The sequence below is a fragment of the Halococcus saccharolyticus DSM 5350 genome, from assembly GCF_000336915.1.
GTDB lineage: Archaea > Halobacteriota > Halobacteria > Halobacteriales > Halococcaceae > Halococcus > Halococcus saccharolyticus.
The window spans coordinates 294,227-320,704 of record NZ_AOMD01000030.1 but is presented as its reverse complement, the minus strand read 5'-3'; the positions used below and the strand labels follow the sequence as shown (position 1 = coordinate 320,704).

Genomic DNA, 26,478 nt, shown 5'->3' with positions numbered 1-26,478 from the left:
GCTCCAGTTGAAGTACTGGTGTCGTCTCGCTCGCAACGAGCTTCGTGTTCACTCGCTACGCTCGTCACACGAAACACCATCAGTCCGTTCGCTGGCGCTCACTCCCTGACGAGCTTCCGCCTCGCTGTCGCTCGGCGGAAACACCGATAGACTCACTCCGTTCGTCTATCGAGCTTCGCCGTCGTTCCCTCCGGTCACTCCGGCGAAACAGCACCCTTTTGACCCTGCTTCCGGTACGAATCTGCATAATGGGCCGACGTAGAAAGATCGTACAGGAGTGCGAGCGGCTGATGGACAAGCCGGAGAACATCCGGAACATCGCGATCGCCGCACACATCGATCACGGCAAGACGACGCTGACGGACAACCTGCTCGCCGGCGCGGGAATGATCTCCGAGGACCTCGCGGGCGAGCAGCTCGCGATGGACACCGAGGAGGACGAGCAGGAACGCGGGATCACCATCGACGCGGCGAACGTCTCGATGACCCACGAGTACGAGGACACCAACCACCTCGTCAACCTCATCGACACGCCGGGCCACGTCGACTTCGGCGGCGACGTCACCCGGGCGATGCGCGCAGTCGACGGCGCGCTCGTGGTGGTCGACGCAGTCGAGGGCACAATGCCCCAGACCGAAACCGTTCTCCGCCAGGCGCTCCGCGAGAACGTCAAGCCTGCGCTGTTCATCAACAAAGTCGACCGCCTGATCAACGAGCTTCAGGAGGGCCCCGAGGAGATGCAGGAGCGTCTCCAGGCCGTGATCGGCGACGTCAACGAGCTCATCCGCGGGATGGACGAGGAGCGCTACGAGGACGGCTGGAAGGTCTCGGTCCAGGACGGCACCGTGGCCTTTGGCTCGGCGCTGTACAACTGGGCCACCAGTCTCCCACAGATGCAGGCGACCGGGATCGACTTCGCCGACATCATCGAGTACAATCGCAACGACGAGATCGACGAACTCCGCAAGCACTCGCCGCTCTCGAACGTCGTGCTCGACATGGTGGCCGAACACTTCCCGAACCCCGTCAAGGCCCAGCCGGAACGGGTTCCCACCGTGTGGCGTGGCGACGACGATTCCGATCTCGCTGAGGGGATGCGCCTCGTCGACGACGAGGGCGAAGTCGTGTTCATGGTGACCGATATCGGGATGGACCCCCACGCCGGCGAGATCGCCTCCGGGAGACTGTTCTCCGGTACGCTCGAACGCGGCCAGGACCTCTACGTCTCCGGGACGGCCGGCACCAACCGCATCCAATCGGTCGGGATCTTCATGGGCGGCGAGCGCGAGGAGGTCGAGCGCGTTCCCGCCGGGAACATCGCCGCCGTCACCGGCCTTCGGGACGCGATCGCGGGTTCGACGGTATCGAGCGTGGAGATGACGCCGTTCGAGTCGATCGAGCACATCTCCGAGCCGGTGATCACGAAGTCCGTCGAGGCCCAGAGCATGGACGACCTCCCGAAGCTGATCGAGACGCTCCAGCAGGTCTCGAAAGAGGACCCCACCATCCGAATCGAGATCAACGAGGACACCGGCGAACACCTCATCTCGGGCCAGGGCGAGCTCCACCTCGAAGTCATCACCCAGCGCATCGAGCGCAACCAGGGTATCCCGGTCACCACGGGAGAGCCCATCGTGGTCTTCCGCGAAGCCGTCCAGCAGCCCTCCGACATGGTCGAGGGTCAGTCGCCGAACCGCCACAACCGGTTCTATCTGACCGTCGAACCCCTTTCGGCGGATGTCGTCGAGACGATCAAGCGCGGCGAGGCGTCGATGGACATGCCCGAGCAGGAACGCCGCGAGGCGCTCCAAGAAGCAGGAATGGACAAGGACACCTCTCAAGAGGTCGAGACCATCCACGGCACCAACATCCTCGTCGACGACACGAAGGGGATCCAGCACCTCAACGAGACGATGGAACTCGTCGTCGAAGGCTGGGAAGAAGCGCTCGACGACGGGCCTCTCGCTGCGGAGCCGGTCCAGGGCACCCTCATCCGACTCGACGACGCCCGACTCCACGAGGACGCCATCCACCGTGGGCCCGCCCAGGTCATCCCCGCCGTCCGCCAGGCGGTCCATCGCGCGCTGATCGACGGTCGGATCTCGATGCTCGAACCCATCCAGAACGTCCGGATCGACGTGCCGAGCGAACACATGGGCCCCGCCTCGGGCGAGATCCAGGGCCGCCGTGGCCAGGTCGACGACATGTACCAGGAGGGCGACCTCATGGTGGTCGAGGGCGTCGCCCCGGTCGATGAGATGATCGGGTTCGCCTCCGACATCCGCTCGGCGACCGAGGGCCGTGCCTCGTGGAACACCGAGAATGCCGGCTTCCAAGTGATGGCCGACAACCTCCAGCCCGAGACGATCAAGGAGATCCGCGAGCGCAAGGGGATGAAACTCGAACTCCCGCCCGGCGTCGACTACTTCTAAGCACCCACTTTTTTACTTCGTCGGGTGCGCTCGCTTCGCTCGCCCACCACTCCTCGTAAAAACCTGGACTAAAAACACCCGCTCACTCGCTTCGCTCGTTCGCGGTGGAATCACTGGTGCTCGCCGCAACCGCACAGCACCGCCGAAGCCCTCGCTCACTTCGTTCGCTCGCCCTTCATCCGCCAGGATCGCACCACACCGCAACCGCACCACGGCAGCCGCTCAGAACGGAAGATACCGTTCGTAGAGATCGTCCAACCGATCGTTGATCTCGTCGCCGCTCTGACTGCCCCACGGGTTGCGCGAGAAGTAGTACATGCTGGCGAGGATGACCCCGATCGTCACCGCGAGCCGCGGCGCGAACGCACTGAGCATGAACGACGAGAGCCCCGCGATCAATCCCGAGATGAAGACATCCACGATTTGATGGGCGACCGACATGCACAGTGTTGGGACGGCGCGACCCTAAGCGGTTCGACTGGCGGCGGGATGGTTCGGACCGAGCAGCCGAGTTACAGTCACGGCGTCGACGAACGCGACACAGAAGTGAGTGTTTAAGCCCGACGGCCCGCGAGCAGGGGGTATGAACCCAACTGACGCACACACCCTGCGGTGGTCGCCGTGAGCGAGTCGACCGACAGCGCGGTCTCGGCGTACACGGTACGGCTCGAGCTCGTCGACGAGCCTGGCGAACTCCTCCGCGCGCTCGAACCCATCGCCGACAACGGCGGCAACCTCCTCTCGATCTTCCACGAGCGCGGCTCGCTCACCCCCCGGGGCCACATCCCAGTCGAGGTCGATCTGGAGGCGACACCCGAACGCTTCGAGTCGATCGTGACCGCGCTCCGCGAAGCAGGCGTGAACGTCATCCAGGCCGGCGCGGAACGCTACGGTGAGGAGCTCTCGGTCGTGCTCGTCGGCGACCTCGTCGAGACCGATCTCTCGGACACGCTCTCGCGGCTCGAATGTACGAGCGCCTCGGTGGCGGACATCGCGCTCTCGGCCCCGGAAGGCACCGACGAACCCGCGAGCGCCCGCCTCCGGCTGGCAACCCAGGCCGGCGAGCGCGACCAAGCGCTCGACACCGTTCGCGCGGTTGCCGACGAGAAGGACCTCCTCCTCGTCGAGCCGCTCGTGGGGGCCGATCGATGAAACTCGCGATCGTCGGCTGTGGCGCGGTCGGGAGCGCGGTCGCCGAGCTTGCTGGCGAGTACGGCCACCGCGTGACGGCGCTCGCCGACTCGACGAGCGCGACGGTCGACCCCGACGGTATCGATGTCGGGACCGCACTCGATCGGAAGGCCGAGGGCCGGGGCGTCGGCACCGACGGAATCGATCGCGCGCTCGATGCGGAGTACGACGCCCTCGTTGAAGCCACGCCGACGACGCTCGGCGACGCCAAGCCTGGATTCGCGCACGTCCGCCACGCGCTCGATCGCGACGCCCACGCCGTGCTCGCGAACAAGGGCCCGGTCGCCGAGCGGTACGCCGATCTCCGCGCGGCCGAACGCGAGAGCGAGGGCGAGGTCTTATTCGAGGCCGCCGTCGGCGGCGCGATCCCGGTGCTCTCGACGATCGCGGACCTCGGCCCGACGAACGTGACCGCCGTCCGGGGCGTCCTCAATGGTACCGCGAATTTCATCCTCTCGCGGATGAGCGCCGAGGGGCTCGACTACGGCCACGTGCTCGCGGAAGCCCAGGATCTCGGCGTCGCGGAGGCCGACCCCACCTTCGACGTCGAGGGCACCGACGCGGCGCTCAAGTGTGTCATCCTCGCGAACGTTCTCGGGGACGGCGAGACGACGCTCGCGGATGCGAACGTCACTGGGATCACCGACCTCACCCCGAGCGCACTCGATCTCGCCACCGACGACGGCCGCACCGTCCGACTCGTCGGCGAGGTCGTCGACGGCGACGGGGCTCCGGAAGTACGGGTCGGTCCCCGCCTCGTGCCGGAAAACGGGACGCTTGCCGTGACTGGGACCCAGAACATCGTCCAGCTCGAAACCCGCCACGCCGGCCAGTTGAACCTGAGCGGGCGCGGTGCGGGCGGTCGGGCGACCGCGACCGCGGTGCTCGGGGACGTGGGTCGACTCCCCTGATCGAACTCCGTCATCCGCAGCGACGAGGCCGTGCGCAGGCGTCCCAAACCGGCCGAGGCTGGCGTTCTCGGGCCCTGTATCGTAATCGTTTTAACCGGAACTACCGAACGCTCCCGGTACAGCGCACCCTGCGCGTGAGACACCTATGGCAGACAAACCGCACCAGAACTTGGCCATTATCGGCCACGTCGACCACGGCAAGAGCACGCTCGTCGGACGCCTCCTGTACGAGACAGGCAACGTCCCCGAGCACGTCATCGAGCAGCACAAAGAGGAAGCCGAGGAGAAGGGCAAGGGCGGCTTCGAGTTCGCCTACGTGATGGACAACCTCGCGGAGGAGCGAGAGCGAGGTGTCACCATCGACATCGCCCACCAGGAGTTCGACACCGACGAGTACTACTTCACCATCGTCGACACCCCTGGCCACCGCGACTTCGTGAAGAACATGATCACGGGCGCGAGCCAGGCCGACCACGCCGTGCTCGTGGTCGCGGCGGACGACGGCGTCCAGCCGCAGACCCAGGAGCACGTCTTCCTCGCCCGAACGCTGGGCATTCAGGAGCTGATCGTCGGGGTCAACAAGATGGACCTCGTCGATAACTCCGAGACCGACTACAAGCAGACCGTCGAGGAGGTCAAAGAGCTCCTCGGACAGGTCAACTTCGACACCGAGGACGCGAGCTTCATCCCGATCTCGGCGTTCGAGGGTACCAACATCGCCGAGGAGAGCGACGACACTCCGTGGTACGACGGCGAGACGGTGCTCGAAGCGCTCAACACCCTTCCGGAGCCCCAGCCGCCGACCGACGCCCCGCTCCGGCTCCCGATCCAGGACGTCTACACCATCTCGGGCATCGGCACTGTCCCTGTCGGGCGTGTCGAGACCGGCATCCTCGAGACCGGAAACAACGTCTCCTTCCAGCCGAGCGATGTCGGCGGCGAGGTCAAGACCGTCGAGATGCACCACGAGGAGGTCCCCAAGGCAGAACCCGGTGACAACGTCGGGTTCAACGTCCGCGGCATCGGCAAGGACGACATCCGCCGGGGCGACGTCTGTGGTCCCGCCGAGGACCCGCCAAAGGTCGCCGAAACCTTCCAGGCGCAGGTCGTCGTGATGCAGCACCCGAGCGTGATCACCGCGGGCTACACCCCGGTCTTCCACGCTCACACTGCACAGGTCGCCTGCACCATCGAGTCCATCGACTCGAAGATCGACCCCTCCAGCGGCGAGGTCGACGAGGAGAACCCCGACTTCATCCAGTCGGGTGACGCCGCCGTCGTGACCGTGCGCCCGCAGAAGCCGCTGAGCATCGAGCCGTCGAGCGAGATCCCCGAACTCGGGAGCTTCGCCATCCGCGACATGGGTCAGACCATCGCCGCTGGCAAGGTCCTCTCGGTCGACCAGAAATAATGCAGCAGGCGCGCGTCCGCCTCGCCGGCACTAGCCCGGAGGACTTGGACGACATCTGCGACGATGTCCGCGAGATCGCCACCAAAACGGGGGTCAATCTCAGCGGGCCGATCCCGCTGCCGACGAAGGAGCTCGAAGTCCCGATCCGAAAATCCCCCGACGGCGAGGGGACCGCCACGTGGGAGCACTGGGAGATGCGAGTCCACAAGCGGCTGATCGACCTCGACGCCGACGAGCGCGCACTCCGCCAGCTCATGCGGATCCAGGTGCCGAACGACGTCTCGATCGAGATCGTCCTCGAGGACTGAACCGAGTGCAACGAGGCGAAGGTCGGAAGACGCAGTTTGTCTTTCGGGACTGAACGGAACCGCAGGTTCCGCGGGGATCGGAGGAGTTGTCCTTCGTAACTGAGTAAACCGACGGTTTACGAAAATCGAGGACACCATCTCCTGGAACTGAACGACTCGGCGCTTCGCCCGGGTCGACGGGTGGCGTTCGCCGGAACTGATCGCTCACGCGCTCGGCTCGCACCACCCGTGCAGTTTTCTATCACGAGCCACAACGGCGTGTATGGGTCGCCTCGCGGGAAGTCCGACGGTCCAGACGCTCGCGATCATGGCCGTCGTGTTCGTCGTCAACGAGGCCACCAAGCTGCTCGGTTTGCTCGGTCTGTCGCAGTTCCTGTTCGTTCTCGGTCCGACCTTCCCGCTCCGACCGTGGTCGCTGATCACCAGTGTGTACGCCCACGCCGGCCCCGCACACCTCGTGAGCAACGCGATCATGCTCGTCCTCGTCGGGCTGATCGTCGAGCGTTCGACCACGTGGTTTCGATATCACGTCTTCTTCATCACGACGGGTGTGCTCGCGGGCCTCGCCCAAGTGATGCTACTACCGGGCAGTCGAGTGCTCGGTGCGAGTGGCGCGATCTTCGCCTTACTGGGGTACGTCGTCGCCGGCAATCCGGTGTCGGGGTCGGTGCTCGACGTCCTTCGACTGAGTCGGCGGGCTCAGATCGCGCTGTTCGCGGTGCTCGCGATCGTGGTCACGGTACTGACCGGCGCTCCCGGCGTCGCGCTGGTCGCGCACTTCACCGGGTTCTTGCTCGGGTTGCTCGCCGGGCGAATGGGGCTGTTGGCGGTCGGCGAACCGCGGGACAGAACGCAAGTTACAAGCGGGCCGCCCGGATAGGAGTGGGTGCGGGCTCGTAGATCAGTGGTAGATCGCTTCCTTCGCAAGGAAGAGGCCCCGGGTTCGAATCCCGGCGAGTCCACTCCTTCACTCGCTTCGCTCGTTCAGTCGTGGACTCGCCGACCCTCGCAAACGCGAAGCGTTTGCTCGGTCCCGGCGAGTCCGTCGTAGATCTCGTTGCACTCGGATAATCTCGGTGCATGCCAGCGATGGTGGGCGATTCTGACGTCTCGAAGCCACTATCCACGAACTCGGATCACGACACGACCACTCGTCGCCGCACAGCTACTGTTCACACTCCTTAGAGGGAGCGTTTATTACCGATCCGGGAGATGGTGTTGTATCGATGACCGAGACGGCCACGGTCGCCATCGATCCGCACGTCCACTCGGAGGGCTCGTACGACGGCCGGGAGCCGGTCGAGCTCCTCCTCGAACACGTGGCCGACCTCGAACTCGACGGGATCGTCGTCACCGACCACGACGCCATCGAGGAGTCGCTCCGGGCGGCCGAGCTCGCACCCGAGTACGGCCTGCTCGGGATTCCAGGTGTCGAGGTCTCGACCAGCCATGGCCACCTGCTCGCCATCGGGGTCGAAACCCGTCCGAAACGGGGACGGTCGCTCACTGAAACGGTCGAACGAGTGCGTGATCTCGGCGGTGTCGCAGTCGTCCCCCATCCCTTCCAGCGGAGCCGTCACGGCGTTAGAAAGCGGAACCTCTCCGACTGTGATGCGATCGAAGTCTACAACTCGATGGTCTTCACGGGCTACCGGAACCGTCGAGCACGAGCGTTCGCGGCCGCACACGACTACCCAAAGGTCGGCGCGAGCGACGCTCATACCCTCCCGAACGTCGGCCGAGCCTACACCGAGATCCGGATCGATCTCGACGCGGCGTCGCTTCGTTCCGAGGCCATCGACGGCGAGGCGGTCGTCGAGGCAATGCGTGCGGGCGCGACCGAGATCAAAGGTAAACGAACGCCGATCCACCGCAGCGCGCGTCAGTATACGAAGGGTGCGCTCCGGAAAGCGACCTATCTCGCCACGTCGCGAATGCCGGTCGTCCCGACCGTCCCCGCTTCGATGGGCAAGTGATCGGCGTGGCGCGTTCGGACGACCGCCGTCGTGACGTTTCGCGCCATCGGAAATCTGCACTGCCGCCGGTGGCCCATCGCGACGAACGCGTTCGGACCGCGGAGCTGTACGTCGTGACTGACCCGATGCGGAGCCCGTCTTGGACAACGGAACGGTTGGTAGTTAGTGCAAGGAAAAACTTCTTTCGCCTGCGCGCAAGAATCGGCAACCGTTTCGCTAACCAAAACTTGTTATTAACGATAGAACGTGCTGTTAGAGGATGTCAGCCACAGGCACGGACAAGAACCGATGGTTGATCGCGGCGTCGGCCGTCGCGATCCACCTGTCGATCGGCAGTATTTACGCGTACAGTATCTACCAGATACCGCTGAACGAGACGCTGGGCTGGAGCACGTCGAGCGTGACGACCGCGTTCTCCATCGCGGTGTTCGTCCTCGGGATCACGGCCGCCTTCCTCGGTAGCTACGTCGAGAAGTACGGCCCACGGAAATCCGGGCTGGCTGCGGCCGTCCTGTACGGCCTCGGGATGGTCGGTTCCGGCGTGAGTGTCCTTCTGGGAAGCCTCCCACTCTTTCTCGCCACCTTCGGGGTCGTCGGCGGGATGGGGATCGGACTCGGATACATCACACCGATCGGGACGCTCGTCGAGTGGTTCCCCGACCGCCGCGGGATGGCCACCGGCCTCGCGGTGATGGGGTTCGGTGCCGGCGCGCTGCTGACCGGCCCGCTCGGGAACTTCTTGATCCAGGGCTACGGCGTCGCAACGGCCTTTTTCGCTCTCGGAGCGTTGTACTTCGTTCTGATGGCGGCGGGATCGAGCTATCTCGCCAAGCCACCGGACGGATGGCTCCCCGAAGGAATGGAGGACACACCGGAAAACCAGGAGGAAGCGAGGAGTGCGCTGTCGGGACTCGCCAACCTCACCGCGAAGGAAGCACGCACGTCGCCGCGCTTCTGGATGGTGTGGCTCATCGTCTTCATCAACGTCTCGGCGGGGATCATGCTGCTCGCCTTTGCCTCGCCGATGCTCCAGCAGATCGCCGGCGCGAGCGCGACGACTGCCGCGTTCATCACCGGCTACATCGGCATTTTCAACGGCGGCGGTCGCATCGCGTGGGCCTCCCTCTCGGACTACATCGGGCGGACGACGACGTACGCGGCGTTTTTCGCCATTCAGATCGTCGCTTTCTTCGTGATGCCACAGGTTACGGGCGTCTGGCTCCTCGCGGGGATCATCTTCCTCGTCATCACGTGCTACGGCGGCGGGTTCGCCTGCCTGCCGGCGTACCTCAGCGACCTCTTCGGCACGGAGGAGGTCAGCGCGATCCACGGCTACGCGCTCACGGCGTGGGGCGTCGCCGGCGTGGCCGGCCCACAGCTCGCCTCGACGATCCTCGAATCGACGGGGAACTACACGAGCGCGCTGTACGTCATGAACGGTGCTCTCGTCGTGGGCCTCGTGACGGTCGTCGTCCTTCGCTGGCGGATCGGCAAGCTCCAGAGCGCGAGTCGTGCTCCGAGCGCCACAGAGACGGCGACCGACTGACGTCTGGCGTATCACTCTCGTTCATCGACCGGCCTCGTCGAGAACTCACCTATCCCGACTGTCTTCTACGGTTTCGGGCTCAGTCACTTCGTTTCGATGTCGCCGGGATCGACGACGCAGAGATTTCCTTCATTCTGCATCAGTCTCCTCCACGACTTCGATACCCCGATTGTTCACCGCGTCCGCATCCAGCCCGACTTCCTCCAGGAACTGCTTGTACTCGCGTTCGCACTTCTCGCCGGCCTGTTGCTGGTCGGAGGCGTGATCACACAGCTGTAACAGGTTCTCGGGCACGTCGTTCGCGTGGACGATCCAGTGGTTCACGAGATCCGAGAGTCGCCGGATCGGGCTGGTGAAGTGCCCATAAATATCGAAGTTGAGCGCGTGATGCCCGCCGAAGGGGTCGTTCATATAGCGGGCACGGGGCATTACCTTCATCACGGCATACTGGATCTTTCCCAACTGTCGCTCGGGGGCCTCCTCCAGGGTGGCATTCACCGCGATCCGGGGATCGTCGCCCCACGCGTCGCCAGGGATCGACACACCGTCGAGCTCCTGGATCTCTTGGAGCGCGTCGTCCCACTGGTCGGGCGAGGGCTGGGGATGGACGCGGTACATCGCCTCGACCCCTCGGTTCCACATCAGCTCGTGAGTCACGGCCTTGTTCGCCTTCAGCATGCATTCTTCGATGATGGTGTGGGCGCGGTCCCGGCGCGGATTGAGAACGAGGGAACCGTCCTCCTTGCGCTGCTCGTGGAGGCGGTCGGCGAGTTCGAACACTAGAGAACTCTCCTCGTGAAGCGCACTCTCGGGATCGTCGAGCCGGCGCTCGGCCTGCGTATACGTGAGTCGTTCGTCGCTCCGGATCACCGATTTGTAGATGTCGATCGACTCGAAGGAGAGGGTCTCGCGATCGAGATGCATCTCGACGGTGTGAGCTAATCTGTCCTCGTCGGGCACGAGCGAACAAACCGTTTCGGCGAGCGTCGCGGGCAGCATGTGGACGGTGTGATCGGGCAGATACACCGTGTTGGCACGCTCGACCGCCTCGGCCCACATCTCGCTCTCGGGGTGGACGTAGTGGGTCACGTCCGCGATGTGGACGTGGAGTACGAACTCCTCCTCACCCTTCTCGATACTGAGTGCGTCGTCGAAGTCGCGTGCGTCGACCGGGTCGGTGGTCCACGTCGTCAGATCGCGGAGATCCCGGCGATCGTCGAGTTCGGCGTCGATTTCGCTCTCGACGCCCTCGGTGCGGGCTTCGGCCTCTTCGAGCACCGCGTCGGGGAACTCGTCGCGGATCTCGAACTTCTCGAACAGCTCCTCACGCTTGTTCTCGAGGTGGCGGGCGAGTTCCTCGTCGATCTCGACCGGTCCCTGGCCCTCGGTGGTGCCGGCGGCTGCTTGATCGCTCATGACCGGGCTACGGGAAGCCAACAATTAGTCGTTCTGGCAGCGCGGTTGCAGGGACGCGTGCACGACAGGGGAGAGAACGGCGAGCCGCGATCAGCGCTCGCGCTCTTCGAGCGGGCCGTAGCGTTCCTCAACGATCTCGTCGTATCGCCGGAGGAACGCGGTCTGCGACGCGGTCCCCTCGATGGCGTGGATCTCGACGAGCAGGGCTTCGAGATCGTCGCGCGGCTGGTGGCAGAGATCCCGATAACAGTCCTTGCAGAGGTGTTCGAACTCTTTTCCTGTGCGTTCCCATCGGTCGCCGTGCTTGTCGTACTCGCGCGCCTCCGAGCGCCGGACCGAGCCGCCGCACGCAATACAGGTGACCGTCTTGCTCTCCCGGGTGCGCCGGGACCCCCACATACGATCGTCTTCGACGCCCGCGCACTTACCTCTTCGCGTCGGTACGCTGTCGTATCCGAGTTGTGTCCGCGTCGCTGGCGCACGATTTATCCCCGCCGGTCGGCAGGGGAGGGTATGCAGGTCAGATCCCGACACCACCTCAGAAGCGACGCGGTCGACGAGATCGAGCGGACGCTCGCCGATCGGCTCGGCGTCGATCTCGCTGGTGACACCTACGAGCGCGTCGAGTTCGCCGAAAGCGATCGTGACCTCGTCCTCGTCGACGGCGAGCCGCTCGTGATCTATCTCGACGACGACCCCTTTCTCACGGTGCGCGGCGCGAACGCCCACCCGCCCGAGACGGGCGTCGTCACCGTCGACACCGGCGCGATCTCGTTCGTCTCCGACGGTGCGGACGTGATGCGGCCAGGCATCACCGAAGCCGATCCCGGAATCGAGGCGAACCAGCACGTCGTGATCGTCGAAGAGGCCCATGGCAAAGCGCTCGCGATCGGACGTGCGCTCGTCGACGGCACCGAGATGGACGGGGATTCGGGGAAGGTCGTCGCGTCGGTCCACCACGTCGGCGACGACCTCTACGAGTTTTCGATCTGAGACACGCTCCGCTCTCGGCAGTCCTCCGCGCCTGCGACGGCACGACTCAGCAGATCGAGCGTGGATCGAGCCCCATCGCGTCGAGATCACCCGCGAACTCGTCGTACGCGACGTCGATCGTCCCCGTGGCGGCCTCGCAGGCGCGCTCCCAGTCGTCGTCCGTGGTGCAGACCGCATCGAGCACCGTCGCCCCCTCGTCGAGAAGTTCGCCGGTTTCGGTTCGGAGTTCTCGAAAGAGATCGGCACGGCGCTCGTCCGCCTCGTTGACGAAGAAGCTCACGATCTGGACGGTGGTACGATCGCTCACGAGCGGCCGTCCGACGAGGCCCGCACCGACGCGCTTGGAGGTGTCGTCGAGGCTTCGGAGGTGCTCGTGGAGCGCGCTAGGCGCGGCGTCCGGTTCGGGGTCGGCCCCCGACTCGGGATCTTCGTCGAGGTGGTCCGTGACCCGGGCCGCGTGGTCGCGTTCGAGCGCCGCGACCGATGCGAACGCCTCGCGCGCCCGATCGCTTCCCTCGTCGTCGGCCCACTGCTCGAACGTCGTAGCCGCGGCCGCCTCGCTCGCTGCCGCCACCCGGAGGACGCGCTCGGTTTCGAGGTCGGCCCCCGTCGCCGCGAGCAGCCACTTGGTCCCGCCGAGCCGATCGAGCCGGGTCGCCTTCGCGTCCCGCACGTCGTCGATCAGGGTCTCGCCGTCCATGCATCACCATCCTTCGGCTGACACTTAGTGCTGTCCCGGGTGCGCTTATCCCCGACGAGTGCGTACCGTATCCATGAGCGACGCCACGTCCGAGTCCGACTCCACACCGGAGACGGACGCGATCGCCCCCGCTGCACTCGCGCGCGCCATCGACGCCGGGGAGCCGGTGGCGCTACTCGACGTCCGCGACCGCGACGAAGTCGCGTCGTGGGCCATCGAGGGGCCGTCGATCGAGCGCGAGCACGTTCCCTACGCCCGATTCCTTCAGGCCGAGGTCACCGGCGGAGTCGACGACCTCGCCGCCGATCTCGAACTCGACGAGCCGATCACGGTGGTCTGTGGCCGCGGCGAGGCGAGCGATCACGTTGCCGACCTGCTCGCCGAGGCGGGCGTCGCGGCCCGCAACCTCGTCGAGGGGATGACGGGCTGGGCGCGGGTCTATCACGCGGACGAGATCGATGTCGAGGGGCCCGCGACGGTCGTCCAGTACCGCCGCCCCTCCAGCGGCTGCCTTGCGTATCTCGTCCACGCCGGCGGCGAGGCGGCAGTGATCGACCCGCTCCGGACGTTCGTCGATCGGTACGCCGCGGATGCGGCGGACCGCAGGGTCGACCTCCGCTACGCGATCGACACCCATCTCCACGCCGATCACGTGAGCGGCGTTCGACGGCTCGCAGCCGAAACCGGGGCGGAGCCGATCCTTCCCGAGCCTGCCGCCGCACGCGGCGTCGACGGCGTCACGACGGTCGCCGACGGCGAAGCACTCGCGTTCGGCGACACGGTGATCGAAGCGATCGCCGCACCGGGCCACACCTCGGGCGCGTTCGCGTTCCGGGCCGGCGACGCCCTGCTGACTGGCGACTCGCTGTTTCTCGACGGCGTTCCGCGGCCGGACCTCGAAGCCGGTGCCGACGGCGCGCATGACCTCGCGGGGACGCTCCACGACACGCTGACTGAGCGATTCGACGCGCTCGACGACGACTTGCTCGTCGCGCCAGGCCACCACGGTCCGTCTGAGCAGCCGGAAGCTGGCGGTGCGTACACCGCGCGGCTCGGTGACCTCCGCGATCGACTTCCCGTGTTCTCACTCGATCGCGAGCGGTTCGTCGAGCGGGTGCTCGACCGGATGGGGCCGCGGCCGGCGAACCACGAACGCATCGTCGCGATCAACCGCGGACGGGAACAAACCGACGACGAGACCGCGTTCGAACTCGAACTCGGGCCGAACAACTGCGCCGCTGCGTCCACGGAGTGAGCCAGCGAGCGATGTCCGGGGCGGTCACCGTTCGCGAGTATCTCCTCGACGCGCACGCCGACCTGCTCGACACCGTCCTAGCGTGTGCCGACGCCGTCGCCGACTCGTGGGACGGTGCGGTGACGACCGACCGGGCGGCGGTGGTCGATCCGTTCCAACGTGCGCTCGATCGTGCGGGTGTGCTCGATCGTCTGCCGGCGGCGCTTGCAGGGGCCGTCGACGCGCTCGACGAGGAACTCCCGGCACAGCCGGTCGCCGCGCCGCCGTACGTCGCGGTCACGAGCGTCGGTCCCGTCCTGCGCGCGACGCTCGATTCCGAGCGGCTGGTGGTCACGATCCACGCTTTCGCGGTCGAGCGCGATCCCACGAGATACGTCCGCGGACCGGCCGACCCCGCCGCCGCGCTCGCAGTCGAACTCAGAAGTCGCTGAGCTTGTCGCGTCGGAAGAGGTCGAGTTCGCTCACCGTCGAGCGATCCTGGCGCGCGGCGAACGCGATCGCGTCGGCGATCTCGTCGGGTTCGGTGACCTCACCCTCGTCGAACCGCTCTTCGAAACTCTCGTCGTCGCCGAACTCCGTCCGCACCTCCGAGGGGTTGACCACAGTGACGCCGACGCCCGCCTCCCCGACCGCGCCGGCGACGCTATGGGCGAACCCACGGACCCACCACTTCGTGGCTGCGTAGACCGGGTTGAACGGACGGGGGTACTGTCCCGCGAAGCTCCCGACGAAGATCAGGTTTCCCTCGGATGCCCGGAGATGTGGGAGCGCCGCGCGCGTCGTGAAGAAACACCCGTCGACGTTGACGCCCATCATGGTGCGGTACTCCTCGGTCGAGAGCTCTTCGACAGCCGATCCGCGCGCGAGGCCGGCGTTGTTGACGAGGATATCGAGGCCGCCGAACGCGTCGACCGTCCCGTCGATCAGCTCCGCGACCGCGTCCTCCTCGGTCACGTCGGTCGGCGCGACGAGGGTCGTAGCGCCGTGATCGGTTTCGAGGTCGTCGGCGAGTTCTTCCAACTTCGCCTCCCGTCGTGCAGCGAGTGCGACGTCCGCCCCATCGCGCGCGAGCGCGTGTGCCGTCGCACTCCCGATCCCCGAACTGGCTCCAGTGACGATCGCCGCGTGGCCGGCGAGTGGCTGGTCGGCTGCCATACCGCCCGATGGTCGGCGGTGTGGTTCGTTCTTTCGGCGGCTCGCGATCGCGCTCGATGTCGATCCGTCGTGCTCCCGATCGCCGACGGTCCGCTCGAAGGTGACGATCGTTCGTCCACGATCGATCGGGTTTATATCACCGGCCTGTGGTGATCGTTCCATGCGATTCGACGATCGAACGGTGTTCGTGACGGGTGCAGGAGCGGGAATCGGACGTGCGACCGCGGAGCGCTGCGCCGCGGAGGGCGCTCGGGTGATCGTGACCGATGTCGACTGCGAGGGCGGCAAGGAGACCGTCGAGCGGATCGAAGCGGCGGACGGCGACGCGACGTTCCACGAACTCGACGTGCGTGACGAGGCGGCGTTCGCGGATCTCGTCGAGTCCATCGCCGCCGAGGACGGTCTCGACGCGCTGGTCAACAACGCCGGGATCGGTCAGCCGCCAGCGGTCGTCGAGGAAACCGACACCGAGACGTTCGATCGAGTCCTCGACATCAACCTTCGAGGGGTGTGGAACGGCTGTCACGCCGCCCTACCGGCGATGAAAGCACAGGGATCGGGTGCGATCGTGAACGTCGGGTCGCTGGCGAGCGTGCTCGGCCTCCCAAAACAGTCGGTGTACTCGCTCACGAAGGGCGCGGTGCTCAACTTCACCCGCGCGGTGGCGGCCGAGGCGGGGCCACACGGAGTGCGCGCGAACGCCGTCTGTCCCGGCTTCACCGACACCGCACTCGGGCGGGAGTACTTCGAGTCACGGGGCGACCCCGAGACCGCCCGCGAGCGGATGACGGCCCAGTACCCCCTCCGGCGGCTCGGCGAACCCGAGGAGATCGCCGACTGTATCGCGTTCCTCGCCAGCGACGAGTCCTCCTACGTGACCGGCCACGGGCTCGTCGTCGACGGGGGCTACTCCGCGCAGTAGTGGACGTTCCGGTTCCAGTCATTCGTTGATAGCCGCGAACTCCTCGCCGAAGACGAGGAAGTAGCCCGTGCCGAGGAGGCCGACGACGGTCGCTGCGCCGAACGCGAGCGGCGGGCTTCCGGCGAGCACCTGTCCGACGCCTGGCAACGCTAGCCCGCCGTAGAGCACGCCACCGAGCGCCGCGCTCGGGATCACGGCGACGTTGCGAACGAGGTAGTACGAGCCGGTGACCCGGCCGCCCGCACCGCGCTCTGCGGGGCCGACGATGAGCGCCTTGTGCGCCGGCAGTCCTGCAAACCGCAGGCCAGAGAAGGCGAATAACGCCGCAAGCACCCCCGCATCCGGCGGCGCGACGATGAGCAACGTGGGGAAGATCGCGTACACCGCGAATCCGAGCCCGACCACGGGTTTGAGCCCCACTCGCCTGGTGAGCTTCGCGATGGGGATCATCGTCAGGAGCGCGACCGCCATCTCGATCCCGAGGAGAATTCCAAAATACGCCTGGGGTGAGAGGTCGATGGTTCCAACGACAGGAACGGTCGTCGAGAGGCCGACGTCCAGAAAGCGCGTGACGACGATCACGAAGAAAACGTACACCATCCCGTTGGCGAATCGGACCAGCGTGTCGCCGATCAGCAACGGACGGAGCTCCGGCGGGAGGTTCCGGAGGTCGTTGGCGACCTGCGAGACCCCTTCGAACTTCTTGCCGAAGTCGTCGCCGGCGGAGTCGTAGAGAACGTGCTGGGCGAGCGTTCCCAGGATGGCGAAGACGACCGCGATCGCGAGGACGTAGACGAACGCGTCGACCACCTGCGGATCGGTCATCGACCCGGCGTCGGTCGTAGCGAACGTGGCAAACACGCCAGCCGCGAGCAACGGTCCCACCAGAAAGGCAGTCCGCCGAAAGGTCTCGGTGCTGGCGAATCCCTCTGCGAGCCGCGCGGGCGGGACGCTCTGTTTGACGATAGCGAACGTCGCGCCCAGCCCGAAGGACTTCCACGCCTGGGCGAAGACGAGACCGACGAAGATTAGGGGAACGGCGAGCGCGCCGAACACGGGTGCGACCAGCCACACCACGAAGCCGACTACCGAGAGGAGTCCGAAGACGGTGAGCGCGTACCGCGAGCCGATCCGATCGGAGATCGCACCGCCGGGGTAGGGGTAAACCGCGCTGATCACATTGGAAAAGGTGCCGTAGAGGCCGACGACGAACGCGCTCGCGCCGAGTGCGACCATGTACTCCCCGAGATACCGGCTCGTCATCTGGAACCCGAGGCTGAACGCGAACATCGCGACCGAGAGCACGAGCACGTCGCGTTCGAGCGCGAACAGCTCCCGAACACGATCGCGAACGCTCGCGGGTTCGCTCGCCATACCCGGAACTGTATCGCCCGCCCGGATAAATCATCCCTGACGAGGGCTCCGTTCGGCTACGTACCACACGGAAGCGGGTACGAAACCGAACCGACAGTCCCGTCAATTCACCCGATCGCTCGTCTCGCGGAACAATCCATCCAGGATCTCGGGCGTGGTCGGGTGGTACGCCCGGTCGGGGATCTCGCGGACGTCCATCCCGCGCTCGACGATCACCTGCATCGTCTTCGCCATCACGTCGGCGTGGTAGTGGAGACCCTGATAGCCGAGCACCGTGCCGTCGTCGGCGTCGACCACGAGGCGTGCGAGTCCCTCGGGAACGTCCTTGGTCTTGAATACGCCGTCGTCAGATGACTGGCGAGTCGCGGTCACGACATCCAAACCCGCCTCTTCGGCCGTGGCCTGCGAGTGGCCCACCCGCGCGAACGGGTACACTCCGAGTCCCGAGAACATCACGTGGTGATGGACGTTCTCGTACTCTTCGAGCTCTTCGCCGGCGGCGTGGGAGAGGAGGTTTCGCCCGGCGGTGAACCCCTGCTCCTTGGCGACATGGAGGATCGGCTCGCGGGCGTTGACATCGCCGACCACGAAGGTTCGGGGATCGTCGGCGGCCTGCATCGTCGGCCCGACCCAGCCCGGTTCGGGTCGCGGCACCGGCTCGTTGCGGTCGCCGACCGTCGTGGTGGCGAGCGAGTGTGTCGTGTTCTCGATACCGAGCCCGTCGAGCGTCGGCCGGCGGCCCGTGAAGAGGAACAGTTCGTCTGCGTCCACCCGTTCGTCCTGTCCGTCGCGCTCGACGTGGAGGCGCACGCCGCCGTCGGCCGTCGGCTCGATCGACTGCTCTGTGGTGTGTGTCAGGACCTCGATCCCGAACTCCTCGCGGTAGATGTCGAGGAGCGCGTCGCCGAATTCGGGATCGGCCTCGTCGAGCGGGCGCGCGTCGTGTTCGATCACGGTGAGATCCATCCCCGCCGCCTCACTCAGGTAGGGGACCATCTCGATCCCGACGTAGCCAAAGCCCATCACGATCCCGCTGTCGGGGAATTCCGTGCTGTCGAGCACGTCCGCGCTGGTCATGTACTCCACCTCGTCGATCCCCGGAATAGCGGGCACGTTCACCGTCGAGCCGGTGGCGATCACGACGTAATCGGCCTCGATCGTCCGATCGCCGACGGCGACCGTGTGATCGTCGACGAACCGTGCGGTCTCGTGGAGGAACTCGACGTTCGCGCGCTCGGCGAGGTCGTGGACTGCACTCCGGCGGTGCGCCGCGAAGTTCGACGTGTGGTCGTTCTTGGTTTCGACGACTGAATCGAGGTCGACGTCGGGGAGCGCTCCCGAGAGTCGGTGGTCGTGACGGGCCTGGAACCGGTGTGCGCCCGCCGAGAGCACCTCCTTCGAGGGCATACATCCGCGGAGGATGCAGAGCCCGCCGCCCGGATCGCCGTCGTCGACGAGCGTGAGTTCGACGTCTTCGGGATGCTCCTCGCGTCGCTCGACGAGTTCCTGTGCGACCGCGACTCCCGCGCTGCCGTACGCGCCGACGATCACCACGTGCATGGGGCCTCCACGCCGCCGACCGGCTTAGCCGTTGTCCGTGCTGGCCGCGGCAGCACACGCTCGGCGGCGCGTCACTCGTCCATCCCGGGTTCGGTCATCGACGCGGTACAGCGCTCGACCTCCTCGACGGTGATCGCGGGGACAGGGCCGGGGACGGTCCGCGCGAGCGCCTCGCTCGCAACCCCAGCTTCGAGCGCCGTGTCGGCCCCGGCTCCGGCGGTTCGGCGAGCGAGAAATCCCCCACAGAACGCGTCGAACGCGCCACGCTCGTCGACCGTCTCGGTCACGGGCGGCGCGCGCTCGTGGACGGTCCGGTCGTCCCAGACCACGCCGCCACGCTCGTCGCGCACGATCACGACCGTTTCGAGGCCGTTCTCGGCAGCCAGCGTGTGAGCGGTTTCGGCCGAGTTCGCACGGTCGCCGAGCGCCGCAGCGCCCGCCTCCGTCGCAATCAGGGTGTCGACCGCTGGGAGAAGATCCTTGGTCGCTTCGACCGTCGCTGCCGACGGCTCCCGGGAACCGAGTCCGAGCACAGTGGACGTTCCACGAGCCGCGAGCTCGGCGAAGAGGGTCGCGGTGGTGTCGGCGAGCGTCGCCGAGCGCGTCGGGAGCGCGGCGTCGACGAACACCAGTTCCGGATCGCCGACCGCCGACAGTGGGAGGTCGTCGGGCGTCGCCGACGCGACCGCACTCGCCGTCCGATCGTCGATACGAGCGTTCCCGCGCGGCGGTCCCGCCCGCTCGGCGAACGCGAGACCCTGACGTCCCTCGTCGGTCCAGCGGATCGCGGTTTCGACGCCATGAGAGGCGATCCCGGCGGCAGCGCGCCGGCCGAGGTGGGTGTCGGGCAATTTCGAGAGCCACGTCGCATCGCTACCGATCCGGGCGGCAGTCATTGCGGCGTTCGCCGCCGGCCCCGTCGCTGCGACATCCAGCCGATCGGCGGTTACGAGGCGCTCGCGGCCGGGTGTGGTGAGTTCGATGATCGCTGCACCGAACGTGAGAAGATCAGCCATCGTTTCGCCATCGAGACCGCCTACATTAATTCTCGGGATCGATGCACGCCCGAGAGAGGCTCACTCCCGTCGACCGGCGTGGCCAGGGTAATCGCGCTCGAAGCGGTCGTCGAGTTCGTCGCTCCCAACCTCGATCACGACCGGGCGGCCGTGCGGACAGGCGTAGGGGTTCTCACAGTCGTCGAGCGTCCGGAGGAGGTCGATCACGCTGCCCTCGGCGAGCGAGGTGTTGCCCGTGATCGAAGGATAACACGCGAGATCGGCAAGCAGCGCGTCGGCGTCGCGTTCGATCGACTCGCCTGGCTCCCCGTCGCCGACGAACCCCGAAAGCACGTCCCGGAGCCGGTCGGGATCGGCCGCGCCGTCGAGCACCGCCGGCACCGCGTGGATCACGATGGATCGATCGTCGGCCCGCGACGCCTCGAACCCGAGTTCGGCGAGCGCGTCGGCGAACGTCTCGAACAGCTCGGTCTCCGCCGCCGTGAGCTCGATTTCAACCGGGTCGGCGAGCTGCTGTACCGTCGTCCCGTCCGCAGTGCGCTCGCGGAGGCGCTCGTAGTTGACTCGCTCGTCGGCGGCGTGCTGGTCGATCAGGACGAGGCCGTCGGACGATTCGCAGATGATGTAGGTGTCGTGGAGCTGGCCGAGCACCCGGAGTCGCGGGAGCCGATCGAACGCGTGATCGTCCGGCACCCGATCGCCGGCGAGCGTGGTCTGTTCGGCCGTGTCGGTGAACTTCCCTGCGTCCGCCGGAGCGCGCTGTCGGTCGTTGTCATCGGCGGCGGATGGCTCGCCGTTCGGTTCGTGGGGCGCATCGTCGGCTGTTCGAGTGGTCTGGTCAGATGTCGTCGCCCCATTCTCGACCTCCGTCGGCTCCGACGAGATCGCCGTGTGCGATCCGCTCGCTGGAGGCTGTTCGGGCTCGGCGTCGGTGGACCCGGTCCCCGTCGTTTCGGTTCCGGAGTCGTCGGGATCCGCCCTCGTCGTGTCCGTCGCGTCGGATGGTTCTGCCGGACGGGACGCCGGTTCGTCGGCGTCAGTCGATCGGTCCGGTCTCGCCGACGCTCCCCCGTCGTCTGCCGATCCTGCGTCCCCGCTCTCTGGTTCGATCTCGGTCTGATCCGGTGCCGATCGCCCGCGTGGCGCGCCGGAGCGGACTACCCCCTCACGCATGAGTGCGCTCTCGACCGCCGTCCGGACTTGATCGCGCACGCCCGCCTCGTCGGCAAAACGGACCTCGCGCTTTCTGGGATGGACGTTCACGTCGATCTGGTCTGCCGGCAGCGAGAGAAAGAGGACCGCGAACGGGTACCGATCGGGCGCGAGCTGGCTGCCGTAGGCCGCCACGATCGCGTCCCGAACTGCGGTCGCGCTCACGTACCGGCCATTGACGAACACCGAGCAGTACTCCGGGCTCGCGCGGGTCGTCTCGGGATGACTGACGATGCCGGAGAGTTCGTCGAGCGGTCCGCCCGCCTCGATCGCAGCTTCGTCCGCATCGTCGGCCCCACTCTCCGCGCGCGCGCCGATCGGCAGCATGGCCGTCGCGACATCGCGGCCATAGACCGCCAGAACTGTCGCCTCCAGACTGCCCTGGCCGGTGGTCGAGAACACCTCGCGACCGTCGTGCTCGAGCGCGAGCGCCACCTCGGGGTTCGAGAGCGCGTAGCCCGTCGCCACCCGGTTGACGTGGGTGAACTCGGTCGCGTCCTGCTTGAGGTACTTCCGGCGCGCGGGGACGTTGTAGAAGAGATCGTCGACCTCGACGGTGGTGCCTTCGGGGCAGCCCGCAGGTTTGACGCTTTCGATCTCGCCGCCGGCCATCCGGAGTTCGGTACCACGGTTCGCTCCCCGAGGTTTGGTCCGGATGGTCAGCCGCGAGACCGCGCCGATGGCCGCGAGCGCCTCCCCCCGGAAGCCGAGACTCCCCACACCGGCTTCCAGATCGTCGATGTCCGCGATCTTGCTCGTGGTGTGTTTCTCAACCGCGCGCTCGACCGCCTCGGCGCTCATCCCGCGGCCGTCGTCCGTCACGCGGATCCCGTCGGTGCCGCCCGCCTCGACCACGACCCGCACCCGCGAGGCGTCGGCGTCGAGGCTGTTCTCGACTAGCTCCTTCACCGCGGAGGCGGGTCGCTCGACCACCTCGCCGGCGGCGATACGCTCGATCGTCGCCTCGTCGAGTCGGTGGATTTCGTCGACCTGCTCGTCTCCGTCCGCTCCGTCGCTCATTCGTCGTCCTCCGTGTCGTCGAGTCGCCGTTGCCACTCTTCGACCCGACTCATGAGTTCGATCGGCGACGTCTCGCCGATGTTCGTTTCCTGTACCGCGTCGAGCACCGATTCGGCGTCGGGGTCGAGCGAGCCGTCAACGGTTTCGTTCTCGGTCGTTTCCCCTTCGGAGAGTTCGTCCGCCGTCCGGCCGCCGTCCGCGCTCGCCGAGCCGCGGAACGACCCCGAGTCGAGATCGAACACGGCCTGGACCGACTCGTCCGAAGACGACCCGCGCGCCTCGATCGCCTTCTCTGCCCGGAGCTTCGAGAGCACGTCTCGTGAGCGTCCGACCACAGGCTCGGGCACCCCGGCGAGGTCCGCGACGTGGATCCCGTAGGAGCGGTCGGTCGGCCCCTCCTCGACGGTTCGGAGGAACGTGACTTCGTCCCCTCGTTCGTCCGCTGCGACGTGGACGTTCGCCACCCGGTCGAGGTGTTCGGCGAGGCCTGTAAGTTCGTGGTAGTGAGTCGCGAACAGCGTCTTCGCGCGCACCTCGTTGTGGAGATACTCGGTCGCGGCCCACGCGATCGAGATGCCGTCGTACGTTGCGGTTCCTCGACCAACCTCGTCGAGGATCACCAACGACTCGTCGGTCGCGGAGTGGAGGATGTTGGCGAGTTCGGCCATCTCCACCATGAACGTCGACCGGCCCTGGGCGAGTTCGTCGAGCGCGCCGACTCGGGTGTAGATGCCGTCGACGGGCGCGACCTGCGCACTCCGGGCGGGCACGAAGCTCCCGATCTGGGCGAGCAGCGTGATGAGCGCGGTCTGGCGCATATAGGTGGATTTTCCGCTCATGTTCGGCCCCGTCACCACGAGGAACGCGCGATCCTCGGTGAGTGCGAGGTCGTTCGGGACGAACTCGACCTCCTGTTCGACCACCGGGTGACGGCCGCCGTCGATGTCGAGGCCCGAATCGACCAGCTCGGGCCGGGTCCAGTCGTGACTCACGGCGTGGACCGCGAGGCTCGCCAGGCAGTCGCACTCGGCGAGCGCGCGGCCCACGTCTTGGAGGAGTTCCGCCGCGTCCGCGACCCGCTCGCGGAGCTCGCAGAACAGCTCGTACTCCAGGTCACTCCGGCGCTCCTCGAACCGGAACACCTCGCGCTCGCGCTCGTCGAGTTCGTCGGTGGTGTACCGATTCGCGTTCTTCAGCGACTTGATCTGGTCGTACTCTTCGGGGACCTCGTCGGTCTCGGAGTTGCCGACCTGGATGTAGTACCCGTCCGTCTTGTTCCGCCCGGTCGAGAGGTGGGTGATCGAGTGGCGACGCTTCTCGCGGTCGGCGAGGCCGTCGATCCAGTCGAGCGCCGCTTCGTGACCGTCGATCAGTTCGTCCAGATCGTCGTCGTAGCCCCGCCGGATGAGGTCGCCCTCGCGGACACCTCCTGGCGGGTCCTCGGCGAGTGCCTCGTCGAGCGCTCCTCGAAGCTCCTCGGCAGCGGCGCGGTCCGGCCGCGCGAGCACGTCGGCGATCGGCGAATTCTGGAGGTCCGGCGAGCCTTCGATGGCGTCGACGAGCCGCGGCAGCACGGCGAGCGTGTCGCGCACCCGGAGCAGGTCGCGTGCGTCGGCGCTGCCCGACACCGTCTTGCTCGACAGCCGTTCGACATCGTACGCCGCGCCGAGTTCCTCGCGAAGCTCTTCGCGTGCGAGCGCCGCCGCGGCGAGCGCCTCAACGCCGTCGGCTCGGCGGGTGAGTTCCTCGCGCGCCCGGATCGGCCGACAGAGCCACTCGCGGAGGAGTCGCCCACCGGCGCTCGTCACGGTGTGGTCGATGGTGTCGAGCAGCGTCCGCCCGCCATCGCCCATCGGCTCGACGAGTTCGAGGTTGCGCTGGGTGGTCGCGTCGAGCGCGACGCCCTCCTTCGATTGTGAGGGCTGGAGCCTGGTCATCGACGCGAGCGTGCCGACCCCGGTCGTGTCGACGTAATCGAGCACCCCACCGGCCGCACGGATCGCACCGGTGGCCTCGTCGAGACCGACGCTCGCGAGCGCCTCGGATCCGAACTGCTCGTCGACGGTCGCGCGTGCGGTATCCGGTGCGAACGCGTCAGTGGTGTGGAGCGAGAGCGTCCCGTCGGTGCGATCGCGGAGCCGTCCGAGGAGGTCGTCGTCGGTCCGCACCGCGGGACCCGGGAGTATTTCGGCGGGTGCGAATCGGTAGCACTCGGTCAGCACGTCCTCGCTGCCGCCCACGATTTCGGTGGCGTGAAATCGGCCGGTGGTCACGTCCGCGAACGCGAGGCCGTAGCGGCTCTCGTCCTCCCCGCCGTTTCCGCCACCCTCGCGGACGATCGCCGCGAGATAGCGTGCCTCGCTGTCGGTGGTTTCGAGCAGCGTCCCAGGCGTGACGACTCGTTCGATCGCGCGCTCGTGGCCGCCATCGACCTCGTACTGGTCGGCCACGGCGACGCGGTAGCCACGCTCGACGAGGGCTTTCAGGTAGGGCGTGAGTTCGGTGAGGGGAACGCCGGCCATCGGGTAGGCCGAGCCGTGTGAGGACTTCTCGGAAATTTTGAGATCGAGCTCCTCGCCTACGAACTCGGCGTCGTCGCCGAAGAACTCGTAGAAATCGCCACACTGCATCGCCAACAGGTCGGCATCCGTTTCCTCCTTGAGTGCGAGGAACTCCCCGACGATCCCCTCTGCCATGTCCGTATCCGGCGCACCCGAGCGCTAAAGCCTGTGGGTTCCGGGGTGGAACTGATCGTCGCTCGCGTCGAATCGTGGCTCGACCGCGACAGGGATTTGTCTCCCGAGAACTGTGAGACGGTATGCCAACCATCGCGTTCGACGGGCGCGAGATCGAGTGTGAAGAGGAGGCGAACCTCCGGGACGCGCTCCTCGTTACGGGCGAATCACCACACAACGGTGCGTCGAGCACGCTGAACTGCGGTGGCCACGCCACCTGCGGGACCTGCGCGGTCGCGATCGACGGACCGGTCAGCGACATGGACGACCGCGAGCGTCGCCGACTCTCTTTCCCGCCGCATTCGCCCGATTCCGGCCTCCGACTCGCCTGCCGGACCCGTGTCGAGGGCGATCTCGTCGTCGAGAAACACGACGGGTTCTGGGGCCAGCACGTCGATGACGGGACGACCGGCGAGCGGCGACCGACGAACGACGACTGATCGTCCCGTCGACGAAGCCGACCAGGAGCCGTCCCGCGTTCGCCGCGAGCGTGTCGAGCCACGTCGACCGAGTGTAGGGGGAGCGCAGACATCAGCGATCGAAACCAGGCGACGCAATGCAGAACGAAGAAACGTCGGATGCGCGTACGGCCGACGAATGGTCGTCGAGTGTGTCCTTCGTGTGGCCATCGAGCCAGCGATGGCCGATCTCGGCTGGTGGGACGGGTTCGGTGACTGGGGCGACCTCGGACGAACGGCGACCGATCTCGTCGCTCGCTATGGGCTCCTCGCGCTGTTCGTCTTCATGTTCCTCGAAACCTCGCTGCTCTTTCCGTTCATCCCGAGCGAACTCGTCGTCCCCGTCGCGGCCGCGACGCTCGTCGATGGCCCCGCGAGCTTCGCCGCGTTCGTGCTCGCGGCGACCGCCGGGGCCACGGTCGGCAGTCTGTTCGCGTACTACGTCTTCGATGCGGCCCACCAGCCGGTCATCGACCGGTACGGGAACTACGTCCGGGTCTCCGATGACGATCTCGTGCGCGCCAGGCGCTGGTTCCGCCGGTACGGCGAGTCGTCGGTGTTCTGGGGTCGCCTCCTCCCAGTGCTCCGCTCGGTGATCTCGATTCCCGCCGGGATCGCGAGGATGCATGCCGGGAAGTTCGCGGCCTACTCCGGCATCGGGAGCGGCCTGTTCGCCGCGGGCGTCGCGGCGCTCGTCGTCACCGGCCAGGAGGTGCTGCCGTCGCAACTACTGCTCCGGTGGTCGACGACGCTGCTCGATCGCGCCGTGACGGCCGCGCTCTCGAACCTCGTGTTCGCGATCGCTGTGGGCGGCATGGCGCTGTTCGTCGTACTGATCGTCCGAAACACCCTCACCCGACACGTTCCGAACCAGTAAGTGCCTGCTA

At 66.8% G+C, this 26,478-nt stretch carries 24 protein-coding genes and 1 tRNA gene; 15 read left to right on the top strand and 10 right to left on the bottom strand.

The features are described from left to right. The first annotated feature begins 248 nt into the window (after window positions 1–248). On the top strand, window positions 249–2,432 hold the full coding sequence (locus C449_RS15235; protein WP_006078935.1) for an elongation factor EF-2: 2,184 nt from the start codon (window positions 249–251) through the stop codon (window positions 2,430–2,432). 222 nt (window positions 2,433–2,654) lie between these two features. Here C449_RS15235 and C449_RS15230 read toward each other — a convergent pair whose 3' ends face one another. Continuing rightward, entirely contained in the window at window positions 2,655–2,873 is a 219-nt protein-coding gene (locus tag C449_RS15230; protein ID WP_006078934.1) for a hypothetical protein, read from the bottom strand. 180 nt (window positions 2,874–3,053) lie between these two features. On the opposite strand from C449_RS15230, the gene C449_RS15225 reads away from it, so the two are divergent. The 8 genes from C449_RS15225 to C449_RS15190 all read left to right on the top strand — a co-directional run bounded on the left by C449_RS15225 (window position 3,054) and on the right by C449_RS15190 (window position 9,775). Continuing rightward, window positions 3,054–3,584, top strand: a complete 531-nt coding sequence (locus tag C449_RS15225; protein WP_049914356.1) for an amino acid-binding protein — start codon at window positions 3,054–3,056, stop codon at window positions 3,582–3,584. Continuing rightward, a complete protein-coding gene (locus C449_RS15220; protein ID WP_006078932.1) occupies window positions 3,581–4,534 on the top strand; it encodes a homoserine dehydrogenase in 954 nt (317 codons plus the stop codon). The genes C449_RS15225 and C449_RS15220 overlap by 4 nt, the downstream gene beginning before the upstream one ends. Window positions 4,535–4,679: 145 nt before the next feature. After that, window positions 4,680–5,945, top strand: coding sequence for a translation elongation factor EF-1 subunit alpha (gene tuf, locus C449_RS15215; RefSeq protein WP_006078931.1), 1,266 nt, complete (start codon window positions 4,680–4,682; stop codon window positions 5,943–5,945). After that, window positions 5,942–6,253 carry a 30S ribosomal protein S10 gene (rpsJ, locus tag C449_RS15210; RefSeq protein ID WP_206536545.1) on the top strand — a complete coding sequence of 104 codons (312 nt, stop codon included), beginning with the start codon at window positions 5,942–5,944 and terminating at the stop codon, window positions 6,251–6,253. Before tuf ends, rpsJ begins: the two co-directional genes overlap by 4 nt. Before the next feature lie 262 nt (window positions 6,254–6,515). Continuing rightward, window positions 6,516–7,133, top strand: coding sequence for a rhomboid family intramembrane serine protease (locus C449_RS15205; protein ID WP_006078930.1), 618 nt, complete (start codon window positions 6,516–6,518; stop codon window positions 7,131–7,133). Window positions 7,134–7,143: 10 nt separating this feature from the next. Further along, window positions 7,144–7,215, top strand: a tRNA-Ala gene (locus tag C449_RS15200). Between the two features lie 264 nt (window positions 7,216–7,479). Further along, on the top strand, window positions 7,480–8,229 hold the full coding sequence (locus C449_RS15195; RefSeq protein ID WP_006078929.1) for a CehA/McbA family metallohydrolase: 750 nt from the start codon (window positions 7,480–7,482) through the stop codon (window positions 8,227–8,229). Between the two features lie 259 nt (window positions 8,230–8,488). Continuing rightward, window positions 8,489–9,775 (top strand): L-lactate MFS transporter, encoded by a 1,287-nt coding sequence (locus tag C449_RS15190; protein WP_006078928.1) that lies wholly within the window; start codon window positions 8,489–8,491, stop codon window positions 9,773–9,775. A gap of 129 nt (window positions 9,776–9,904) precedes the next feature. Here the strand turns inward: C449_RS15190 and C449_RS15185 are convergent, their stop codons facing one another. After that, the gene (locus C449_RS15185) at window positions 9,905–11,191 is read right to left on the bottom strand and encodes a ribonuclease catalytic domain-containing protein (protein ID WP_006078927.1); all 1,287 of its coding nucleotides are present in this window, start codon (window positions 11,189–11,191) and stop codon (window positions 9,905–9,907) included. 90 nt (window positions 11,192–11,281) lie between these two features. Continuing rightward, the gene (locus C449_RS15180; protein WP_006078926.1) at window positions 11,282–11,590 is read right to left on the bottom strand and encodes a DUF7562 family protein; all 309 of its coding nucleotides are present in this window, start codon (window positions 11,588–11,590) and stop codon (window positions 11,282–11,284) included. A 114-nt stretch (window positions 11,591–11,704) separates the two neighbouring features. On the opposite strand from C449_RS15180, the gene C449_RS15175 reads away from it, so the two are divergent. Then, window positions 11,705–12,184 (top strand): RNA-binding protein, encoded by a 480-nt coding sequence (locus C449_RS15175; protein ID WP_006078925.1) that lies wholly within the window; start codon window positions 11,705–11,707, stop codon window positions 12,182–12,184. A gap of 46 nt (window positions 12,185–12,230) precedes the next feature. Here the strand turns inward: C449_RS15175 and C449_RS15170 are convergent, their stop codons facing one another. Further along, complete coding sequence (locus C449_RS15170; protein ID WP_006078924.1) at window positions 12,231–12,884, bottom strand: hypothetical protein; 654 nt, start codon at window positions 12,882–12,884, stop codon at window positions 12,231–12,233. A gap of 73 nt (window positions 12,885–12,957) precedes the next feature. Between C449_RS15170 and C449_RS15165 the strand changes: the two genes are divergently transcribed. Together C449_RS15165 and C449_RS15160 are read left to right on the top strand one after the other, a co-directional pair. Next, complete coding sequence (locus C449_RS15165) at window positions 12,958–14,139, top strand: MBL fold metallo-hydrolase (protein ID WP_006078923.1); 1,182 nt, start codon at window positions 12,958–12,960, stop codon at window positions 14,137–14,139. Window positions 14,140–14,150: 11 nt separating this feature from the next. After that, window positions 14,151–14,570 (top strand): hypothetical protein, encoded by a 420-nt coding sequence (locus tag C449_RS15160; protein WP_006078921.1) that lies wholly within the window; start codon window positions 14,151–14,153, stop codon window positions 14,568–14,570. On the opposite strand, the gene C449_RS15155 is transcribed toward C449_RS15160, so the two are convergent. Continuing rightward, on the bottom strand, window positions 14,557–15,294 hold the full coding sequence (locus tag C449_RS15155; protein ID WP_049914354.1) for an SDR family oxidoreductase: 738 nt from the start codon (window positions 15,292–15,294) through the stop codon (window positions 14,557–14,559). The genes C449_RS15160 and C449_RS15155 overlap by 14 nt on opposite strands. 160 nt (window positions 15,295–15,454) lie before the next feature. On the opposite strand from C449_RS15155, the gene C449_RS15150 reads away from it, so the two are divergent. After that, window positions 15,455–16,216, top strand: coding sequence for an SDR family NAD(P)-dependent oxidoreductase (locus C449_RS15150; protein ID WP_006078919.1), 762 nt, complete (start codon window positions 15,455–15,457; stop codon window positions 16,214–16,216). Between the two features lie 18 nt (window positions 16,217–16,234). Here C449_RS15150 and C449_RS15145 read toward each other — a convergent pair whose 3' ends face one another. From C449_RS15145 to mutS, 5 genes are all read right to left on the bottom strand, one after another. Next, window positions 16,235–17,590, bottom strand: a complete 1,356-nt coding sequence (locus C449_RS15145; protein ID WP_006078918.1) for an MFS transporter — start codon at window positions 17,588–17,590, stop codon at window positions 16,235–16,237. A gap of 102 nt (window positions 17,591–17,692) precedes the next feature. Next, entirely contained in the window at window positions 17,693–19,150 is a 1,458-nt protein-coding gene (locus tag C449_RS15140) for a dihydrolipoyl dehydrogenase family protein (protein ID WP_006078917.1), read from the bottom strand. 71 nt (window positions 19,151–19,221) lie between these two features. Next, window positions 19,222–20,166: a PfkB family carbohydrate kinase gene (locus C449_RS15135; protein WP_006078916.1), complete on the bottom strand. Its 945-nt coding sequence runs from the start codon at window positions 20,164–20,166 to the stop codon at window positions 19,222–19,224. Between the two features lie 60 nt (window positions 20,167–20,226). Further along, the gene (gene mutL / locus C449_RS15130) at window positions 20,227–22,398 is read right to left on the bottom strand and encodes a DNA mismatch repair endonuclease MutL (protein ID WP_006078915.1); all 2,172 of its coding nucleotides are present in this window, start codon (window positions 22,396–22,398) and stop codon (window positions 20,227–20,229) included. After that, on the bottom strand, window positions 22,395–25,094 hold the full coding sequence (mutS, locus tag C449_RS15125; protein WP_006078914.1) for a DNA mismatch repair protein MutS: 2,700 nt from the start codon (window positions 25,092–25,094) through the stop codon (window positions 22,395–22,397). Before mutS ends, mutL begins: the two co-directional genes overlap by 4 nt. 122 nt (window positions 25,095–25,216) lie before the next feature. Between mutS and C449_RS15120 the strand changes: the two genes are divergently transcribed. Beyond that, window positions 25,217–25,573, top strand: coding sequence for a 2Fe-2S iron-sulfur cluster-binding protein (locus C449_RS15120; protein WP_006078913.1), 357 nt, complete (start codon window positions 25,217–25,219; stop codon window positions 25,571–25,573). A gap of 199 nt (window positions 25,574–25,772) precedes the next feature. Next, window positions 25,773–26,468 carry a DedA family protein gene (locus C449_RS15115; protein ID WP_049914353.1) on the top strand — a complete coding sequence of 232 codons (696 nt, stop codon included), beginning with the start codon at window positions 25,773–25,775 and terminating at the stop codon, window positions 26,466–26,468. Window positions 26,469–26,478 lie beyond the last annotated feature (10 nt).

Coding starts and splice junctions, on each gene's coding strand:
- C449_RS15235 (WP_006078935.1), top strand. CDS start 249: ATGGGCCGACGTAGAAAGATCGTACAGGAGTGCGAGCGGCTGATGGAC.
- C449_RS15230 (WP_006078934.1), bottom strand. CDS start 2,873: ATGTCGGTCGCCCATCAAATCGTGGATGTCTTCATCTCGGGATTGATC.
- C449_RS15220 (WP_006078932.1), top strand. CDS start 3,581: ATGAAACTCGCGATCGTCGGCTGTGGCGCGGTCGGGAGCGCGGTCGCC.
- tuf (WP_006078931.1), top strand. CDS start 4,680: ATGGCAGACAAACCGCACCAGAACTTGGCCATTATCGGCCACGTCGAC.
- C449_RS15205 (WP_006078930.1), top strand. CDS start 6,516: ATGGGTCGCCTCGCGGGAAGTCCGACGGTCCAGACGCTCGCGATCATG.
- C449_RS15195 (WP_006078929.1), top strand. CDS start 7,480: ATGACCGAGACGGCCACGGTCGCCATCGATCCGCACGTCCACTCGGAG.
- C449_RS15190 (WP_006078928.1), top strand. CDS start 8,489: ATGTCAGCCACAGGCACGGACAAGAACCGATGGTTGATCGCGGCGTCG.
- C449_RS15185 (WP_006078927.1), bottom strand. CDS start 11,191: ATGAGCGATCAAGCAGCCGCCGGCACCACCGAGGGCCAGGGACCGGTC.
- C449_RS15180 (WP_006078926.1), bottom strand. CDS start 11,590: ATGTGGGGGTCCCGGCGCACCCGGGAGAGCAAGACGGTCACCTGTATT.
- C449_RS15175 (WP_006078925.1), top strand. CDS start 11,705: ATGCAGGTCAGATCCCGACACCACCTCAGAAGCGACGCGGTCGACGAG.
- C449_RS15170 (WP_006078924.1), bottom strand. CDS start 12,884: ATGGACGGCGAGACCCTGATCGACGACGTGCGGGACGCGAAGGCGACC.
- C449_RS15165 (WP_006078923.1), top strand. CDS start 12,958: ATGAGCGACGCCACGTCCGAGTCCGACTCCACACCGGAGACGGACGCG.
- C449_RS15160 (WP_006078921.1), top strand. CDS start 14,151: ATGTCCGGGGCGGTCACCGTTCGCGAGTATCTCCTCGACGCGCACGCC.
- C449_RS15155 (WP_049914354.1), bottom strand. CDS start 15,294: ATGGCAGCCGACCAGCCACTCGCCGGCCACGCGGCGATCGTCACTGGA.
- C449_RS15150 (WP_006078919.1), top strand. CDS start 15,455: ATGCGATTCGACGATCGAACGGTGTTCGTGACGGGTGCAGGAGCGGGA.
- C449_RS15145 (WP_006078918.1), bottom strand. CDS start 17,590: ATGGCGAGCGAACCCGCGAGCGTTCGCGATCGTGTTCGGGAGCTGTTC.
- C449_RS15140 (WP_006078917.1), bottom strand. CDS start 19,150: ATGCACGTGGTGATCGTCGGCGCGTACGGCAGCGCGGGAGTCGCGGTC.
- C449_RS15135 (WP_006078916.1), bottom strand. CDS start 20,166: ATGGCTGATCTTCTCACGTTCGGTGCAGCGATCATCGAACTCACCACA.
- mutL (WP_006078915.1), bottom strand. CDS start 22,398: ATGAGCGACGGAGCGGACGGAGACGAGCAGGTCGACGAAATCCACCGA.
- mutS (WP_006078914.1), bottom strand. CDS start 25,094: ATGGCAGAGGGGATCGTCGGGGAGTTCCTCGCACTCAAGGAGGAAACG.
- C449_RS15120 (WP_006078913.1), top strand. CDS start 25,217: ATGCCAACCATCGCGTTCGACGGGCGCGAGATCGAGTGTGAAGAGGAG.
- C449_RS15115 (WP_049914353.1), top strand. CDS start 25,773: ATGGCCGATCTCGGCTGGTGGGACGGGTTCGGTGACTGGGGCGACCTC.